Here is a 16,928-nt window from a genome sequence, read left to right on the forward strand (position 1 = left end):
CGCCCGAGCACCGTAACCGGGATCAGTTCTGCGCGGCGGCCCCGTCGGTGGCCGGGTCGACCGGGGCGGCGTCCAGGCCGGAGATCCAGCCGGTGACGTCGCGGGCCACGTCCTGCGCGGTCAGTCCCAGGTCGGACAGGATCTGCGCGCGGGTGCCGTGCGGGTGCCAGTCGGCCGGTACGCCCAGGTCGCGCACCGGCACGCGGACGTCGGCGTCCCGCATGGCCTGGGCCAGCGCGGAGCCGACGCCACCGATGCGGACGCCGTCCTCGACGGTGACCACGAGCCGGTGCCCGGCGGCCAGCTCGACCAGCTCGGCGGGGACCGGGCGGACCCAGCGCGGGTCGACCACGGTGACGCCGTAGCCCTGCTCGGCGACCCGGGCGGCGACCTCCATGCCGAGGCCGGCGAACGAGCCGACCGCGACCAGCAGCACGTCGGTACGCGCCGACTCGGCCAGCACGTCGACCGGGCCGACCCGGCGCACGGCCGGCAGGTCGGCGGCGACGGTGCCGGTCGGGAAGCGCAGGATGGTCGGGCCGTCGTCGACGGCGATCGCCTCGCGCAGCTCCTCGCGCAGCGTGGCCGAGTCGCGGGGCGCGGCGATCCGCAGGCCCGGCACCACCCCGAAGACCGACATGTCCCAGATGCCGTAGTGGCTGGGCCCGTCCGGGCCGGTGATACCGGCCCGGTCCAGCACGAACGTGACCGGCAGCTTGTGCATCGCCACGTCCAGCAGGACCTGGTCGAAGGCGCGGTTGAGGAACGTGGCGTAGACCGCGACCACCGGGTGCAGGCCGCCCATCGCCAGGCCGGCGGCGGAGGTGGCCGCGTGCTGCTCGGCGATGCCCACGTCGTAGACCCGCTTCGGGTACTTGCGGGCCAGCGTGGCGATGCCGGTGGGCTCGGCCATGGCGGCGGTGATGCCGACCACGTCGGGGCGCTCGTCGGCGATCGCCACCAGCTCGTCGGCGAAGACGTTGGTCCACTTCACCGACGGCACGGCGAGCAGCTTGCCGGTCTCGGCGTCGAACGCGCCGGGGCCGTGCAGGCAGTCCGCCTCGTCGTCCTCGGCGGGACGGTAGCCGTAGCCCTTGCGGGTCACCGCGTGCACGATCACCGGGCCGCCGAAGTTCTTCGCCGCGCGCAGCGCCGCCTCGACCGCCGGCACGTCGTGGCCGTCGACCGGGCCCACATATTTGATGCCGAGGTCCTCGAACATGGCCTGCGGGGCGACCGCGTCCTTGATGCCCTTCTTGACCGCGTGCAGCACCTCGTACATCGGCTTGCCGACGAACGGGGTGTTGCCGAGGGCGTCCTTGACGGTGTCGAGCACCTTCTCGTAGCCGGGGTTGAGCCGCAGCGACGACAGGTGGTCGGCGAGGCCGCCGATGGTCGGCGAGTAGGACCGGCCGTTGTCATTGACCACGATGACCAGCGGGTTCCCGGCGGTGGCGATGTTGTTCAGCGCCTCCCAGCACATGCCGCCGGTGAGCGCGCCGTCGCCGACCACGGCCACCACGGACCGCTTCTCGCCGCGCAGCGCGTACGCCTTGGCCAGGCCGTCGGCGTAGGACAGGGCGGTGGAGGCGTGCGAGTTCTCGATCAGGTCGTGCTCGCTCTCCGCCTGGCTGGGGTAGCCGGAGAGGCCACCGCGCTGGCGGAGCTTGTCGAAGCCCTCCTGCCGGCCGGTGAGGATCTTGTGCACGTACGCCTGGTGGCCGGTGTCGAAGAGGAGCCGGTCGCGCGGGGAGTCGAAGACCCGGTGCATGGCCAGGGTCAGCTCGACGACGCCCAGGTTGGGGCCGACGTGCCCGCCGGTGCGGGAGACCTTCGCGATCAGGAAGTCCCGGATCTCGGCGGCGAGGATGTCCAGTTGCTCAGCGGTCATCCGCTTCACGTCCTGCGGGCCGCGGACGGCGCCCAGCAGCCGACCGTGGTTGGCCGTGCCCTCTTCAACACTCATGACCGGAGAGTCTATCGGCCGCGCCCCAGTCCGCAGCCGAGCCGTGGCTCAGGAGGCGACCACCAGCCGGCGCGGCGGCGCCGGTCGGGACGCGGCGAACGGCGGCCCGGACGGCGTCCAGGAGCCGAGCACGGCGGCCCGGGACGCGCCGGTCACCGAGGGCACCGCGCCGGGCAGCCCGTGCCAGCTCAACCAGCCCAGCAGCGCGAACGCGTACGCCTCCTTGGCCTGCGCCGGCACGCCCAGCTCGTCGGTGACACGCAGCCGCCAACGGCCCGCCCCGAGCGCGGCAAGTCGTGCCCGAAGTGTGGGATTACGCACTCCCCCGCCGGCGGCCACCACCTCGGTCACCCGGTGCCGGTCGCAGGCGTCGGCGACCGTGCGGGCGGTCAGCTCGGTGAGTGTGGCGAGCAGGTCGTCGGCGGCCACCGGCTCGCCCACCGCGTCCAGCGCGGCGTCCAGGTAGCCGCCGTGGAACAGCTCCTTCCCCGTCGACTTGGGCGGCGGCGCGGCATAGTAGGGCTCGGCGAGCAACCGGGCCAGCAGCGCCTCGTGCACCCGGCCGGCCAGGGCCCGCGCCCCGTCGACGTCGCACGGCCGGCCCAGGAACCGCCGGGCGGCGGCGTCCAGCAGCGCGTTGGCCGGGCCCACGTCGTACCCGAGGACCGGCGCCCCGGGCGCGACCACGGTGAGGTTCGCGATCCCCCCGAGGTTCAGCGCCGCCCGGGGCCCGGCCGCGGCGTCGAGCAGCAGCGCGTCGAACGCCGGGACCAGCGGCGCGCCCTGCCCGCCGGCCGCCACGTCCGCCGAGCGCAGGTCGTGCAGCACCGGTACGCCCACCCGCGCGGCCACCCGGGCCGGCGCGCCGAGCTGGAGCGTGCCGCGCACCCGCCCGCCGTCGACCCAGTGGAAGACGGTCTGCCCGTGCGACACGACCGCGTCGGCCGCGCCGCCGGCCAGCTCGACCCCGGCGGCCGCGGCCTCGGCGAACACCTCGCCGAGCCGGTTGTCCAGCCGGCAGACCGCTTCGATCGTGGTGGCCGCGGGCGGCAGCAGCGCGCCGATCCGCTCCCGCAGGTCGTCCGGGTAGGCCAGCTCGCGATGCCCGAGCGGCCGCAGCCGCAGCGTCTCCCCGTCGAGCGTGAACTCGCCCGCGGCCACGTCCACCCCGTCGTACGACGTCCCCGACATCAACCCGACAATGCGCAAGGAGGGGCCCCCTTTTAACGGATCCGGTAGAGGAAGGGCCCCCGCTTAACGCGCCGGGGGCAGGAACAGGCCGACCAGCTCGACGTGCTGGGTCATCGGGAACAGGTCGAACCCGCGCAGGTCGGTCAGCCGCCAACCCGCCTCGGCGAACGTCCGCACGTCCCGGGCGAACGCGGCCGGATCGCAGGCCACGTACGCCACCGCGCGCGGGCTCGCGGCCACCACGCCGCGCACCACCGCCGCGCCGGCCCCCGAACGCGGCGGGTCGAGCACCACCAGGTCGACCGGGCCGGTGATCCGGCGCCGGGCCAGCGCGGTCTCCACCCGGGCCGCGACCACCTCGACGGCGGACAGGTCGGCCAGGTTCGTCCGGGCCGCGGCCACCCCGTCGGGCGCCGACTCGACCACCGTCACCCGAGCCCCGTCGACCCGGCCGGCGAGCGCGGCGGCGAACAACCCGGCGCCGCCGTACAGGTCCCAGGCGGTCTCGCCCGGCTGCGGGTCGAGCAGGTCGAGCACGGCCCCGACCAGGGCGTCCGCGGCGGCCGGATGCACCTGCCAGAAGCCGGACGCGGGCAGCGTGAAGGACCGCCCGGCCGCCGTCTCCCGGACCCGCTCCGGCCCGCGCACGCCGGTGGCGACCCCCTCGGCGTACGCGACCACGGCGACGTCCCCGCCGGTACTGGCGACCGTCTCGACCGCGTCGGCGTCCGGCCAGCGTGCCCCGGTGCCCGCAAGCACCGGCAGCTCCTGGATCGCCGGGTGGGCGATCAGGCAGCGATCGATCGGCACCACCTCGTGCGAGCGGTGCTTGAGCAGCCCGGCCCGGCCGGCGGCGTCGACCGCGTAGCGGACCCGGGAACGCCAGCCCAGCGGCCCGCCGGGCAGCGCAGCGACGTGGACGCCGAGCGCGTCCACCCGGTCGTCGGTGAGCCCACCGAGGCGGGTGAGCTGCTCGCGCACCACCGTTGCCTTCCAGTCGAGCTGGGCGGCCGGCGCCACGTGCTGGAGGTCGCAGCCGCCGCACGCGCCCGGCCGGGCGTACGGGCAGGGCGGGGCGACCCGGTCCGCCGAGGCGTCGAGGATCTCCACCGCGTCGGCGCGGGCGAAGCCCCGGTGCAGCTCGGTCACCTCGGCCACCACCCGCTCGCCAGGTAGCGCGTGCCGGACGAAGACCACCTGGCCGCCGACCCGGGCCACGCAGTGCCCACCCGGGGCGACCGCGTCGACGGTCAACTCGACCCGCTCGGCCTCCTCCAGCCCGGGACGCGGATCCGCGGTCACAGCATCACCCTTCGTTCCCGACTGCGGGGCTCGCAGAACCGGCTCACTCCTCGCGCTCACGGCAACACCTTCGCTCGCGACTGCGGGGCTCGCAGAACCGGCTCACTCCTCGCGCTCACGGCCGACCCTCCGACTCGCCCGACGACCTGGTGCCGACCGGCGGCGGCAGGGTGCTCTGCGGCGCGACCCGGGGGCCACGGGCCGGACCCCGGGTGAGCGTGGCGTCGAGGCGGTCCAGGTTCTTGCTGGCGGTGGACGCGAGCTGCCAGGGCACGCTGGTCACCATCACGCCCGGCTCGAACAGCAGCCGGCCCTTGAGCCGCAACGCGCTCTGGTTGTGCAGCAGGTTCTCCCACCAGCGGCCCACCACGTACTCGGGGATGAAGACGGTGACCACGTCGCGGGGTGACTCGCGGCGGACCGAGGCGACGAAGTTGATGATCGGTCGGGTGATCTCCCGGTACGGGGAGTCGATCACGGTCAGCGGCACCGGCAGCTCGCGCCGCTCCCAGTCCGCCTGGAGGTCCCGGGTGTCCTTGTCGTCGACGTTGACGGTGACCGCGGTGAGCGTGTCCGGCCGGGTGGCCCGGGCGTACGCGACGGCCCGCAGGGTGGGCTGGTGCAGCTTGCTGACCAGCACGATGGCGTGGTTGCGGGCGGGCAGCACGGCCCGCTGCTCGGTCGGCTCCAGCTCGGCGGCGACCCGGTCGTAGTGCCGGCGGATGGCCAGCATGACCACGTACATCACGGCCATCGCGACGATCGCGATCCACGCGCCGAGCAGGAACTTGGTGACCAGCACGATGATCAACACGATGCCGGTCATGGCCATGCCGAACGTGTTGATCGCCCGGGAGCGGACCATCCGCCGCCGCGCCTCGGGGTCCCGCTCGGTGCGCAGGTGCCGGTTCCAGTGCCGGATCATGCCGGCCTGGGAGAGCGTGAACGAGACGAACACCCCGACGATGTAGAGCTGGATGAGCCGGGTCACCTCGGCCTGGAAGCCGACGATCAGCACCACCGCGGAGACGGCGAGGAAGACGATGCCGTTGGAGAACGCCAGCCGGTCGCCCCGGGTGTGCAGCTGTCGGGGCAGGTAGCGGTCCTGCGCCAGGATCGAGCCGAGCACCGGGAAGCCGTTGAACGCGGTGTTCGCGGCCAGGAACAGGATCAGCGCGGTCATCCCGGCGACCACGTAGAGCAGCACCGAGCCGCTGCCGAACACGGTCTCGCCGAGCTGCGCGGTGACCGTCTTCTGCACGTAGTCGGCCGGGCCGCCGACGATCTGCGTGGCCGGGTCCTCGACGAACTGCAGGCCGGTCCGGCGGGCCAGCAGGATGATGCCGACCAGCATGGCGACCGCGATGGTGCCGAGCAGCAGCAGCGTGGTCGCCGCGTTCTTCGACTTCGGCGACTTGAACGCCGGCACGCCGTTGGAGATCGCCTCCACGCCGGTGAGCGCGGCGCAGCCGGAGGAGAACGTGCGCAGCAGCAGGAAGATCAGCGCGAAGCCGGTCACGCTGTGCTCGGCGTGGATCTCCAGGCCGGCGCTGGGCGCGCGCAGGTCGTCGCCGAGCACGAAGATCCGCACGACCCCGGTGAGCAGCATGCCGCCGATGACGATGACGAAGCCGTAGGTGGGGATGGCGAAAGCGGTGCCCGACTCGCGCAGGCCGCGCAGGTTCATCGCGGTGAGCAGCACCACCGCGCTGACCGCGATGAGCACCTTGTGGGTGGCCACGAACGGCACCACCGAGCCGAGGTTGGCCACCCCGGAGGAGACCGACACCGCGACCGTGAGCACGTAGTCGACGAGCAGCGCGCTGGCCACCGCGAGCCCGGCCCGCGGCCCGAGGTTGACGGTGGCCACCTCGTAGTCGCCGCCGCCGGAGGGGTAGGCGTGCACGTTCTGCCGGTAGCTCGCCACCACGGTGAGCATCACCACGACGACGGCGAGCGCGATCCACGGCGAGAAGAAGAACGCCGAGGCGCCCGCGATGGAGAGCGTCAGCAGGATCTCGTCCGGGGCGTAGGCCACGGACGAGAGCGCGTCGGACGCGAAGACCGGCAGCGCGATGCGCTTCGGCAGCAGGGTGTGCTGGAGGCGGTCGGACCGGAACGGTCGACCGAGGAGGAGTCGCTTCAGCAGCGAGGTGGGGCTGGCCACAACCGACAAGCGTACGGCCACCCGGCGCGGGACGGTGGGGTGGCTGATCACTGTCGCGCGCGCCCGCACGGTACGGTCGGTGCCCCGCCGCGGGCGGGGACGTGGCAGGCTTCGCAGGGAACGGGTCGGCGGGCGGCCACCGTGGGAGGAGCGGACACCGTGCATGTCGTGATCATGGGCTGCGGCCGGGTCGGGTCGACCCTGGCCCACAGCCTGGAGTCCCGGGGGCATTCGGTGGCGGTGATCGACCAGGACGCGGACGCGTTCCGCCGTCTCGGCCCCGACTTCGCGGGCATCACGGTCACCGGCGCGGGCTTCGACGGCGAGGTGCTGCGCGAGGCGGGCATCGAGCGGGCCGACGCGTTCGCCGCGGTCTCCAGCGGTGACAACTCCAACATCATCTCGGCCCGGCTGGCCCGGGAGACGTTCGGTGTGTCCCGGGTCGCGGCCCGGATCTACGACCAGCGCCGGGCCCAGGTCTACGAGCGTCTCGGCATCCCGACCGTGGCCACCGTCCGGTGGACCGCCGACCGGATGCTGCGCCACCTGGTCCCCGAGGGGAACGTGGAGATCTTCCGCGATCTGACCAGCACCGTGTCGATCGTCGAGGTGCCGGTGCACAAGGACTGGATCGGCCGGCCGCTGCGGCAGCTCGAGGAGTCGGCCGGCGCCCGGGTGGCCTACCTGACCCGGTTCGGCATCGGCACCCTGCCCACCGCCTCCACCGTGGTGCAGGAGGGCGACCAGGTCTTCATGCTGGTGACCGACGACATCGCCGCCTCGGTCACGTCGGCGGCGGCGGCGCCGCCGGAAGGGGGGCACTGAGCCATGCGGATCGCCATCGCCGGCGCCGGCAACGTGGGCCGCTCGATCGCCCAGGAGCTGATCGACAACGGCCACCAGGTGATGCTGATCGAGCGGCAGCCCAAGATGCTGCGGCCCGACCGGGTGCCGACCGCCGACTGGGTGTTGGCCGACGCGTGCGAGCTGGCCAGCCTCGAGGAGGCCGACGTCGCCGGCTGCGACGTGGTGGTGGCGGCCACCGGCGACGACAAGGTCAACCTGGTGGTCTCGCTGCTCGCCAAGACCGAGTTCGCGGTGCCCCGGGTGGTGGCCCGGGTCAACCGGGCGGAGAACGAGTGGCTCTTCACCGAGCAGTGGGGCGTCGACGTCGCGGTCAGCAAGCCGCGCGTGATGGCGGCGCTGGTCGAGGAGGCGGTCACCGTCGGCGACCTGGTCCGGCTGATGACGTTCCGGCAGGGTGAGGCCAACCTGGTCGAGATCACCCTGCCGCCGACCGCGCCCTACGTCGGGCAGCCGATCCACGCGGTGCCGATTCCCCGGGACGCGGCGCTGGTGGCGATCCTGCGCGGCAAGCGGGTGCTGGTGCCCACCCCCGACGACCCGATCGAGGCCGGCGACGAGCTGGTCTTCGTCTGCACCGCCGAGGTGGAGGACGAGGTGCGCGCGGTGATCCTCGGGCCGGAGAGCACCGACCGGCAGCGCGAGCGCGCCTGACCGCCGCCGGGCTCAGGCTCCCGGCAGCGGCGTGGCGGTGGCGCCCTCGCGGGTGACCCGACGCACCACCCAGACCGTGATCAGCAACAGCAGCGCGTACGGCGGATAGCCGAGCGCCAGCCGGGCCACGCCGAGCGCGGTGTCCTGGTGGGCCAGGTAGAGCCCGGCCTGCACGCCGACCTTGGCCAGCCACACCACGCCCCAGAGCACGGTGAGCTGGGTGAAGGTGCGCACCAGCTTCGGGTCGTCGCGCCACTCGGAGCGGCCCTTGGCGACCAGCACCGACCAGAGCCAGCCGACCAGCGGCTGCCGGATCGCGGCCGAGAGCAGCAGCGCCAGCCCCAAGCCGATGCCCTGGACGATGCCCGGCAGGTAGAAGTCGCGGGCGTTACCGGTCTTCAGGGCGATGCCCGCGCCGATGGCGATGCCGATCAACCCGTTGACCGCGTGCCGCACCGGCCGGCGCTGGATCAGCCGCACCGCGGCGATCAGCAGCGTCACCGCGATGGCGGCGATCAGTGCGGGGCGCAGCTCGCCCGCCATGTTGGCGATCACGAAGACCACCACCGGGATGCTCGACTCGACCAGGCCCCGCCACCCGCCGAGCTGGTCGGCCATCTGCTCGGCGATGCTGGGCAGCCGCTCCTCCTCCTGCGGGTCGAGGCCCGACGGGGTGTGCTGCTGTCCGGTCGTCACTTCGGCGGCTCCAGCTCGTAGGACGGGTTGTAGATCACCTTGCGGTCGTCGCGTACGGCCACCCGGCCGTGCGCGGTGAGGTGCCGGCCCGGCTCGATCCCGGCGATGTGCCGCCGGCCCAGCCAGACCAGCGTGACCACGTCGTTGCCGTCGTAGAGGTCGGCCTCCAGCGTGGGCAGGTTGGTGCGCGGCGTGTAGACCACCGTGCGCAGCCGCCCGGCCACCGAGACCACCTGACCCCGGTTGCACTGGTGGGTCGGGGTGCCGCCGGACTCGGCGCTCTCCCGCCGCAGCTCCTGCGCCTCGATCTCGGCCTCGCTCGCGGTGAGCCGTCGCAGGAGCCGCCGCAGCGACACCCGGCCCTGGTCGGTCGTCATGACCTCCGCGTCTCCCTCTCCGCCGGCGGGGCTCCGCGGGTGGCGGAACCGTCAGGCCAGCGTACGCCGATCCGGCCCGTCGGCGGCACCGCCGGGCAGCGGCGTGCACGCGTCGCGGGCCCGACCTGCCGGTCCACCGGGGGGCCGGGGGCGGCTCCGCGGTCCGGACCGGCGGGCCGGGCGGCGGACACGCCGCGGGCCCGGCCCGGCCGGCTCGTGCGCCGACGGAACCGGGCCCGACACGCGGTGACTCAGACCTCCTGCGGACCGGCGGCCTGCTGCTCCGCGGCCTGCTGCTCGGCGACCTCGCGGGGCAGGCGCAGCGGCAGTGGCTCCCGGACGGGCTTGGCCTCCTGACCACGGTCCACCACCAGGCCGTCCAGGCAGGCGGCGAGCGGGCCGGCGGCGGCCGGGTCGGCGGCCGCCCGGCCCTGGAAGACGCCACGCACCATCCACCGCGGCCCGTCGATGCCGACGAAGCGCAGGTCGGTCACACCGTCCGGGGTGCGCACCCGGGCGCGCAGCTCGGGGCCGCGCTCGCCCTCGACCTCCTCGGCGGCGGCGCCGTCGTTCGCCAGCGACGTGCGGATCTCCTCGCGCACCTCGTCCCAGATGCCGTCGGAGCGGGGCGCGGCGAAGACACCGAGCTGCAGCGCGTTCTGCCCGTGCACCAGCACCACCTGCTGGATCACGCCCTGCGGGTCGGCCTGCACCCGCACCTCCACGTCGGGCACCGCCGGGATCTGAAGGCTGCCCAGGTCGAGCCGGGGCTCGTCGGGCGCCTCGCTGACGTCGTACGGGCCGCGGGCCGGCGTCGTCGAGGTCTCCTCGGCGGCCAGGACGCCGTTGTCACGCGCCTGCCGCGCCTCGTCGGCCCGCTTCCGGGAGAAGATCACTGAGTCCACCCTCCGCTGTTCGCACTCACCCTGCCACCTCTTCGTTCTGCCCGCCGGCCGCAGCCGGAACCAGCCCGGCGTGCCCGCCGGTGGAGCCGTGCCCGCCGGCGCCGCGCCGGGACGCGGGCAGCTCGGCCACCGGCCGGAACTCGGCCCGGGCGACCCGCTGCACGACGAGCTGCGCGATCCGGTCGCCCCGGCTGATCGTCGCCGGCGTGTCCCGATCATGGTTGATCAGGTTGACCAGGATCTCACCCCGGTAGCCGGCGTCGACCGTACCGGGCGCGTTCAGCACCGTCACGCCGAGCCTGGCGGCCAACCCCGATCGGGGATGGACCAGTCCCACGTACCCCTCCGGGAGGGCCACCGCGACGCCGGTGGGCACCAGGGCCCGCCCACCGGGCGGCAGCTCCACGTCCGCGGCGGCCACCAGGTCCGCGCCGGCGTCGCCGGGATGGGCGTACGCCGGCAGCGGCAGCTCGGGGTCGAGCTGCCGTACGGGCACGGGCACGACATCTGTCACGGTCATCCTCTTCCGTCCGGTCCTCGCGGGGTGCCCCTGCCATCCTGCCGGTTGGCCGGTCCGCCGCGCGCCGTACCCTCGCAGTGTGCGTCAGTCGTCATCTCCGGCCGCCCCGACGGCCACCCCCGCGCTCTACGCGGAGCGTCTGGGGGTGCCCTGGTGGGCCTGGCCCGCCGGGCTGGCCGTGGCCGGGCTGCTCGCCGCCGAGCTGTGGCTGGGCGCGACCGGGTTCCGGGCCTGGCTGCCGTTCGTGCTGCTGATTCCCGCCACGGTGGCCACCCTGGCGTGGCTGGGCCGGATCCGGGTGACCGTCCGCGACGGCGAGTTGGTCGTCGACGACGCCCGCCTGCCGGTGCGTCACGTCGCGGACGCGCTGCCGTTGGACGCGGCCGGCCGGCGTGAGGTGCTCGGCGTGGGCGCCGACCCGCTGGCCTTCGTGGTGCAGCGCCCGTGGATCGGCGGCGCCGTCCAGGTGGTGCTGGACGACCCGGCCGACCCCACCCCGTTCTGGGTGGTCAGCTCCCGGCGCCCGGTGGAGCTGGCGGCCGCGCTGCTGGCCGCCCGCGACGCCGCCTGACCGGCCCCGGACCGGGACGGCCGGCGGTCAGGCCCGCTTGCCGGGCAGGCCCCGGGCGGTGTGCCGGAGGTCCTTGCGAAGCTGCTCGCCCAGCGCCCGGGTGGCCCGCCGGTTGAGGTAGCCGGCCACGGCCGCGCCGGTCAGGAACGGCCCGAGCGTGGTGAGGTTGCGGCCGAAGCGGCGCAGCAGGCTGTCCCGCAACTCCCGGCGGGCGGCGGTGCCGAGCACGGCGCTCACCCCGACGCCGGGCATCATCGGGTTGATCCCCCGCTGGCCGGCCCAGGACTGCACCAGCGCCACCGTGCGCGCGGTGCCACCGGTGGGCAGCGGCATCCGGTGCAGCTCGTGCAGCTCGCCGATCAGCTTCAGCTCGATCGCCACCACGGCCACCGTCTCGGCGGCCAGCAGGACGGGGGCGGAGAGCAGCGTCGGCGTGACCGCCCACTCGACCGCGGCGACGCCGCCACCGGCCGCGCCGATCCCCGCGGTGGCGCGGGACGCGTTGCGGACCAGCCGGTCGGCGAGCGCGTCGTCGTCCAGCCCGGGGAAGTGTCGCCGCAGCGTGGCGGCGTCCCGGATCGGCACGTGCGGCGCGATCTCGGCGACCGTCTCGGTCATCCACCGCAGCGCGGCCTTGGGCTTGAACAGGTCGGTGAGCCCGCGGGCCCGGGCCTGGCCGACCAGCCGGACCAGCAGTTGCCGGCGACGGGCCGGCGCGATGTCGTCGGCGGTGAGCGCGGCGACCGTGGCGCCCAGCTCGTCGCCGGACGGGGCATGCGCCTGGTCCCCCGCACCGGTCGGGTCGCCGGCCGGGTCCGGGACGGACGGTGTCGGTCCCGTTCCCGGGACCGGCGACCGGTCGGTGTCGCCGGTCCGCTCGCTGCGCTCGCTCACAGGTCCGCCCCTCCTGCTCCGTGCGGCGTGGAGGCCGCCCGTACGAGTCAAGCAGCTTCCCGCCACCGGCGCACGGCGGCTCGAACAGCGGCGGCCCCGTCGAGGAGGCCGCCGCCGGTGTCCCGGCTCGGGATCAGACGCACTCGCGGCAGATCAGGTCGCCGTTGCGCTCGACCGCCAACTGGCTGCGGTGGTGGACCAGGAAGCAGCGGGCGCAGCGGAACTCGTCCTGCTGCATCGGGAGCACCTTGACCGTGAGCTCCTCGTCGGCCAGGTCGGCGCCGGGCAGCTCGAAGCTCTCGGCCACTTCGGCCTCGTCCACGTCCACGGCGCCCGACTGTGAGTCGACCCGCCGGGCCTTGAGCTCCTCGAGGCTGTCCTCGCCGAGGTCGACCTCGTCGCGACGCGGGGCGTCGTAGTCGGTGGCCATCGGTTTCACTCTCCAATATCGATATGGTCGCTGCCGGTTGTAACGCCGGACGACGCCGTTTCGGTTCCCCTGGCCGGCCACCATCTGTGTCGGGCACCCGACCCGACGACCGTGGGGTCGGGTTCGCCGGAGCGGAACCCCCCGGCGAGCGCGGAACCTTACCCCCCCTTTGGGCGAGGCATGTATACCGCCCTCGCGGGAGAGATGTACGCCCCTGCGCCCGAAGTTGTTCCCAATGTGACTCAGGCGACACGAAGATAGGGGTAGTCCTACCCGTTCCCTTCGTGGCGCGCCGGCATGTCGGACTGTTTCCACGCGGGAGCCGGACAAGGGTTAACCTCAGCGGCGTACTCCGACGGTCGACAGACGCGGCCCGACCGCGGCGGCCGCCGCCACCCAATCACTGTCCGGGGAGCGCCCAGGATGAGTTTTGCGCGAGTGCGGGCACTCGTTGTCGTCGGACTGCTGGCGGTCATCGCCCTGGTCTTCGTGGTCATCGCCGTGGTTCGCGACAGCCAGAGCGAGGCCGGCACCGCCGCCGGCTGTCCGGACGGCTGGCCGCTTGTCGACCTACGACTACGCGAGCAGAAGGACGTGAAGATCAACGTCTTCAACGCCACCGACGAGGCCGGCCGGGCCGGCACCGTCGCGGACGACTTCCGCAACCGGAAGTTCCAGGTCGTGAAGGTCGGCAACGAGAAGAAGGCGGTCGACGGCGTGGCGGTGCTGCGCTTCGGCCCCAAGGGCGTCGGCTCGGCCCACCTGCTGCGGGCCTACTTCCTCAACAACGCCGAGCAGGTGTTCCAGGCCACCCGCAAGGACGACACGGTCGACGTGGTCCTCGGCAACGGCTTCCAGCAGTTGGCCACCACCACCGAGGTGAACCAGTCGCTCGGCGACCTGGGCGCGCCCGAGGCGCCGGCCCAGACGTGCCCGATGCCGATCGACAAGTGACCGGCGGGCCGGACCACCGGCCCGATGACGACACAGGGCGGTCCCCCGGGCTCCGGGCGGCCGCCCTGTCACGTGTCCCGGCTCGACACGGCTTCCCGGCGCCGCGGCGCGGGCACGGCCTCTCCGGCGCGGCCGCGACGCCGGCACGGCTTCCCCGCCGCCGCAGTGCGGGCTCGGCCGCCCGGCGCGCCGGAGTGCGGGTCAGGGCCCGCCGGAGGCGTCCAGGTCGGTGAGGCGGGTGTGCAGCGGCCCGTGCAGCGCCGGCGGCGCGGCGAGCACCAGGTCCGGGCCGGCGGGCCGGTCGGACACCCCGGTCACCAGCAGGCCGGCCTCCCGGGCCACCAGCCCGCCGGCGGCGAGATCCCAGGCGGCCAGCCCCTTCTCGAAGTAGGCGTCCACCCGCCCCTCGGCGGCCAGGCAGAGGTCGAGCGCCGCCGCGCCCATCCGGCGGATGTCCCGCACGTGCGGGATCAACTCGGCGACCACCCGGGCCTGGTGGGAGCGGCGGCCGGCGTCGTAGCCGAAGCCGGTGGCGACCAGCGCCTGCCCGAGGTCGGTCTCGGCCGAGCCGCGCAGCCGCCGGCCGTCGCGCCAGGCGCCGCCGCCCAGGGTCGCGGTCCACTCCTCGCCGGTGAACACGTTGCGCACCACCCCGGCGACGACCTCGCCGGCCACCTCGGCGGCGAGCGACACCGCGCAGTAGGGCAGCCCGTAGAGGTAGTTGACGGTGCCGTCGATCGGGTCGACGACCCAGCGCACGCCGTCCGGCGTCACCGGGGCGGCCTCCCCGGCCCCGTACTCCTCCCCCAGCACCGCGTCGCCGGGCCGCCGGTTCCGCAGCGCGGCCAGCACCTGCCGCTCCACCGCCCGGTCGGCGGCGGTGACCACGTCGGTGGCGGTGCTCTTGGTCGCGGCCACCGACACGCCCTCGGAGCGCATCCGGTGGGCCGTGGCGGCGGCGTCCCGGGCCACCTCGACGGCGATCGTGAGCAGTTCCCGCGGCGAGGGCGCGGAGGTGATCATGTCGGTCCCCTTCCCGCGCGATCGGGACCGCCCGGTTCGCGCGTGGGTATCATCCTTACAAAGTCCACATCTGCGCCGAATCGGCGGTCCCGGCCGCGGTTACGCCGTGCGGCGCAGGATGATCGCGCCAGACGGCGTTACAATTCACCCTGCCCACGCGCCACGGACCGCCAGCGACCGGACGGACCGGGACACGGGGGTCCCTCAAAGACTCGCCCGGCACGGCCGTTCGTGCTGCGCCGGACGACCCGGCCGTGCTCGCTCTTCGCCTCCGGAAGGTCATTCGTGACAGAACCCCGCCAGACCGGCGCCGACGTTCGCTCGCTCACCGACACCCTGATCGCCCACGCCCAGAGCGCCGGCGGCCAGCTCACGTCGGCCCAGCTCGCGCGCACCGTCGAGTCCGCTGAGGTGACCCCGGCCCAGGCCAAGAAGATCCTCCGCGCGCTCTCCGAGGCGGGCGTGACGGTGGTGGTGGACGGCTCCGCGAGCACCCGACGCCGGGTCGCCGCCGCCCGTTCCGCCACGCCGGCTTCCCGGGCCACCACCGCCAAGACCACCAAGAAGGCCGCCGCGCCCGCCCCGAAGCAGGCGCCCGCCGCCGACGAGGCCCCCGCCCCGGCCCCGCGCAAGGCCACGGCCCGCAAGGCCGCCGGCGCCACCGCCGAGGTGGCCGCCAAGACCGTCGCCCCGGCGAAGGCCACCAAGGCGACCCGGGCCACCAAGGCGACGGTGGCCGCGAAGACGGCCGCGGCCAAGCCGGCGAAGCCCGGCGCCGAGGGCGAGGTCGACCCGGAGGAGCTGGCCGCCGAGATCGAGGACGTGGTGGTCGAGGAGCCGGCCGAGCTGGCCCAGGCCGCCGCGGCCGACGCGGCGAGCTCCGCCACCGACGGCGACTTCGAGTGGGACGACGAGGAGTCCGAGGCGCTCAAGCAGGCGCGTCGCGACGCCGAGCTGACCGCCTCCGCCGACTCGGTCCGGGCCTACCTGAAGCAGATCGGCAAGGTCCCGCTGCTCAACGCGGAGCAGGAGGTCGAGCTGGCCAAGCGGATCGAGGCCGGCCTCTACGCCGCCGAGCGACTGCGCGCCGCCGACGAGGGCGAGGAGAAGCTGGTCCGCGACATGCAGCGCGACCTGCTGTGGATCTCCCGCGACGGCGAGCGGGCCAAGAACCACCTGCTGGAGGCGAACCTCCGACTGGTGGTCTCGCTGGCCAAGCGCTACACCGGGCGGGGCATGGCCTTCCTCGACCTGATCCAGGAGGGCAACCTCGGCCTGATCCGCGCCGTCGAGAAGTTCGACTACACCAAGGGCTACAAGTTCTCCACCTACGCCACCTGGTGGATCCGCCAGGCCATCACCCGCGCCATGGCCGACCAGGCCCGCACCATCCGCATCCCGGTGCACATGGTCGAGGTGATCAACAAGCTCGGCCGGATCCAGCGCGAGCTGCTCCAGGACCTGGGCCGCGAGCCCACCCCGGAGGAGCTCGCCAAGGAGATGGACATCACACCGGAGAAGGTGCTGGAGATCCAGCAGTACGCCCGGGAACCCATCTCGCTCGACCAGACCATCGGCGACGAGGGCGACAGCCAGCTCGGCGACTTCATCGAGGATTCCGAGGCCGTCGTGGCGGTCGACGCGGTGTCGTTCTCGCTGCTCCAGGACCAGCTCCAGCAGGTCCTCCAGACGTTGTCCGAGCGTGAGGCGGGTGTGGTGCGCCTGCGCTTCGGCCTCACCGACGGCCAGCCGCGCACCCTGGACGAGATCGGCCAGGTGTACGGCGTGACCCGGGAGCGCATCCGGCAGATCGAGTCCAAGACCATGTCCAAGTTGCGGCACCCCTCGCGTTCCCAGGTGCTCCGCGACTACCTGGACTGACCGCACGCGTCAACCAGACGTGTCGCTTTGATCACCAGCCGTAGAACACTGATCGGTGATCGGTCGGTTGCACGTTTGTGATCGTTGACGTGGCACCCTTGGTGCACGGCACACTGTCTTCCACGCCAGGTGTGACCTCGGTCCCCCGCGGGCACACAGGGAAGGCAGGGCCCGAGATGGGTGTTGCACGATAGGTGAGCAACGACCGACGAGTGTGTTCATCGGTGACGACCAGAGGAGGAAGGCGATGACCCCGACCCTCACGCCGCCGCCCGAGACGGTGAGCCCCCCGGCCGCCGATGAACGGTGCGACCGCTGTAATGCTGCCGGCAAGCTCCGGATCACCCTGTCGGGTGGGAGCGAGCTGGTGTTCTGTGGGCACCACGCGAACAAGTACGCGGAGGATCTGGTGAAGATCACCGTGCGCTACGCGACGGACCCGGAGTTCAGCTGGCGGGGCACCGATCTGATGGCGAACTGAGCCGACAAACAATCCGCAACGCGACATAACCGACCGGAGACGCCCAGACGGG

Annotated in this window: 17 protein-coding genes; 6 read left to right on the forward strand and 11 right to left on the reverse strand. The window is 73.8% G+C overall.

Annotated features, from left to right (window positions below; translation table 11 throughout):
• Positions 1–22: 22 nt before the first annotated feature.
• From dxs to O7618_RS16600, 4 genes are all read right to left on the reverse strand, one after another.
• Positions 23–1,966, reverse strand: coding sequence for a 1-deoxy-D-xylulose-5-phosphate synthase (gene dxs, locus O7618_RS16585; protein ID WP_278107000.1), 1,944 nt, complete (start codon positions 1,964–1,966; stop codon positions 23–25).
• A 48-nt stretch (positions 1,967–2,014) separates the two neighbouring features.
• Positions 2,015–3,175, reverse strand: coding sequence for an anhydro-N-acetylmuramic acid kinase (locus O7618_RS16590; RefSeq protein WP_278107001.1), 1,161 nt, complete (start codon positions 3,173–3,175; stop codon positions 2,015–2,017).
• A gap of 45 nt (positions 3,176–3,220) precedes the next feature.
• Positions 3,221–4,459, reverse strand: a complete 1,239-nt coding sequence (locus O7618_RS16595; RefSeq protein ID WP_278107002.1) for a TRAM domain-containing protein — start codon at positions 4,457–4,459, stop codon at positions 3,221–3,223.
• A 115-nt stretch (positions 4,460–4,574) separates the two neighbouring features.
• Entirely contained in the window at positions 4,575–6,626 is a 2,052-nt protein-coding gene (locus tag O7618_RS16600) for an APC family permease (RefSeq protein WP_278107003.1), read from the reverse strand.
• Positions 6,627–6,785: 159 nt separating this feature from the next.
• Here O7618_RS16600 and O7618_RS16605 point away from each other — a divergent pair, with 159 nt between their 5' ends.
• Both O7618_RS16605 and O7618_RS16610 read left to right on the forward strand, forming a co-directional pair.
• Positions 6,786–7,451: a TrkA family potassium uptake protein gene (locus tag O7618_RS16605; RefSeq protein ID WP_278107004.1), complete on the forward strand. Its 666-nt coding sequence runs from the start codon at positions 6,786–6,788 to the stop codon at positions 7,449–7,451.
• Between the two features lie 3 nt (positions 7,452–7,454).
• Entirely contained in the window at positions 7,455–8,144 is a 690-nt protein-coding gene (locus O7618_RS16610) for a TrkA family potassium uptake protein (RefSeq protein WP_278107005.1), read from the forward strand.
• A gap of 12 nt (positions 8,145–8,156) precedes the next feature.
• Here the strand turns inward: O7618_RS16610 and O7618_RS16615 are convergent, their stop codons facing one another.
• From O7618_RS16615 to dut, 4 genes are all read right to left on the reverse strand, one after another.
• Complete coding sequence (locus O7618_RS16615; protein ID WP_278107006.1) at positions 8,157–8,840, reverse strand: DUF3159 domain-containing protein; 684 nt, start codon at positions 8,838–8,840, stop codon at positions 8,157–8,159.
• A complete protein-coding gene (locus O7618_RS16620) occupies positions 8,837–9,217 on the reverse strand; it encodes an OB-fold nucleic acid binding domain-containing protein (RefSeq protein WP_278107007.1) in 381 nt (126 codons plus the stop codon). Before O7618_RS16620 ends, O7618_RS16615 begins: the two co-directional genes overlap by 4 nt.
• Positions 9,218–9,468: 251 nt before the next feature.
• Positions 9,469–10,113, reverse strand: a complete 645-nt coding sequence (locus O7618_RS16625) for a DUF3710 domain-containing protein (RefSeq protein ID WP_278107008.1) — start codon at positions 10,111–10,113, stop codon at positions 9,469–9,471.
• A gap of 25 nt (positions 10,114–10,138) precedes the next feature.
• Positions 10,139–10,636: a dUTP diphosphatase gene (gene dut / locus O7618_RS16630; protein WP_278107009.1), complete on the reverse strand. Its 498-nt coding sequence runs from the start codon at positions 10,634–10,636 to the stop codon at positions 10,139–10,141.
• Between the two features lie 85 nt (positions 10,637–10,721).
• On the opposite strand from dut, the gene O7618_RS16635 reads away from it, so the two are divergent.
• Positions 10,722–11,213 carry a DUF3093 domain-containing protein gene (locus O7618_RS16635; protein WP_278107010.1) on the forward strand — a complete coding sequence of 164 codons (492 nt, stop codon included), beginning with the start codon at positions 10,722–10,724 and terminating at the stop codon, positions 11,211–11,213.
• Positions 11,214–11,240: 27 nt separating this feature from the next.
• On the opposite strand, the gene O7618_RS16640 is transcribed toward O7618_RS16635, so the two are convergent.
• Positions 11,241–11,969 carry a hypothetical protein gene (locus O7618_RS16640; protein ID WP_278110036.1) on the reverse strand — a complete coding sequence of 243 codons (729 nt, stop codon included), beginning with the start codon at positions 11,967–11,969 and terminating at the stop codon, positions 11,241–11,243.
• Positions 11,970–12,240: 271 nt separating this feature from the next.
• The gene (locus O7618_RS16645; protein WP_013284790.1) at positions 12,241–12,537 is read right to left on the reverse strand and encodes a DUF4193 domain-containing protein; all 297 of its coding nucleotides are present in this window, start codon (positions 12,535–12,537) and stop codon (positions 12,241–12,243) included.
• A gap of 438 nt (positions 12,538–12,975) precedes the next feature.
• Here O7618_RS16645 and O7618_RS16650 point away from each other — a divergent pair, with 438 nt between their 5' ends.
• The gene (locus O7618_RS16650) at positions 12,976–13,491 is read left to right on the forward strand and encodes a LytR C-terminal domain-containing protein (protein WP_278110037.1); all 516 of its coding nucleotides are present in this window, start codon (positions 12,976–12,978) and stop codon (positions 13,489–13,491) included.
• Positions 13,492–13,692: 201 nt separating this feature from the next.
• Here O7618_RS16650 and O7618_RS16655 read toward each other — a convergent pair whose 3' ends face one another.
• Entirely contained in the window at positions 13,693–14,514 is an 822-nt protein-coding gene (locus tag O7618_RS16655; protein ID WP_278107011.1) for an inositol monophosphatase family protein, read from the reverse strand.
• Positions 14,515–14,799: 285 nt separating this feature from the next.
• Here O7618_RS16655 and O7618_RS16660 point away from each other — a divergent pair, with 285 nt between their 5' ends.
• Together O7618_RS16660 and O7618_RS16665 are read left to right on the forward strand one after the other, a co-directional pair.
• Entirely contained in the window at positions 14,800–16,395 is a 1,596-nt protein-coding gene (locus tag O7618_RS16660) for an RNA polymerase sigma factor (RefSeq protein ID WP_278107012.1), read from the forward strand.
• Between the two features lie 247 nt (positions 16,396–16,642).
• Positions 16,643–16,876, forward strand: a complete 234-nt coding sequence (locus O7618_RS16665; RefSeq protein ID WP_091070720.1) for a hypothetical protein — start codon at positions 16,643–16,645, stop codon at positions 16,874–16,876.
• Positions 16,877–16,928 lie beyond the last annotated feature (52 nt).

This window comes from Micromonospora sp. WMMD980 (assembly GCF_029626035.1).
GTDB lineage: Bacteria > Actinomycetota > Actinomycetes > Mycobacteriales > Micromonosporaceae > Micromonospora.

Bases quoted from the DNA above. Each gene is read 5' to 3' on its own strand.
- dxs (WP_278107000.1), bottom strand. From the start codon at position 1,966: ATGAGTGTTGAAGAGGGCACGGCCAACCACGGTCGGCTGCTGGGCGCC.
- O7618_RS16610 (WP_278107005.1), top strand. From the start codon at position 7,455: ATGCGGATCGCCATCGCCGGCGCCGGCAACGTGGGCCGCTCGATCGCC.
- O7618_RS16645 (WP_013284790.1), bottom strand. From the start codon at position 12,537: ATGGCCACCGACTACGACGCCCCGCGTCGCGACGAGGTCGACCTCGGC.
- O7618_RS16620 (WP_278107007.1), bottom strand. From the start codon at position 9,217: ATGACGACCGACCAGGGCCGGGTGTCGCTGCGGCGGCTCCTGCGACGG.
- O7618_RS16665 (WP_091070720.1), top strand. From the start codon at position 16,643: ATGACCCCGACCCTCACGCCGCCGCCCGAGACGGTGAGCCCCCCGGCC.
- O7618_RS16655 (WP_278107011.1), bottom strand. From the start codon at position 14,514: ATGATCACCTCCGCGCCCTCGCCGCGGGAACTGCTCACGATCGCCGTC.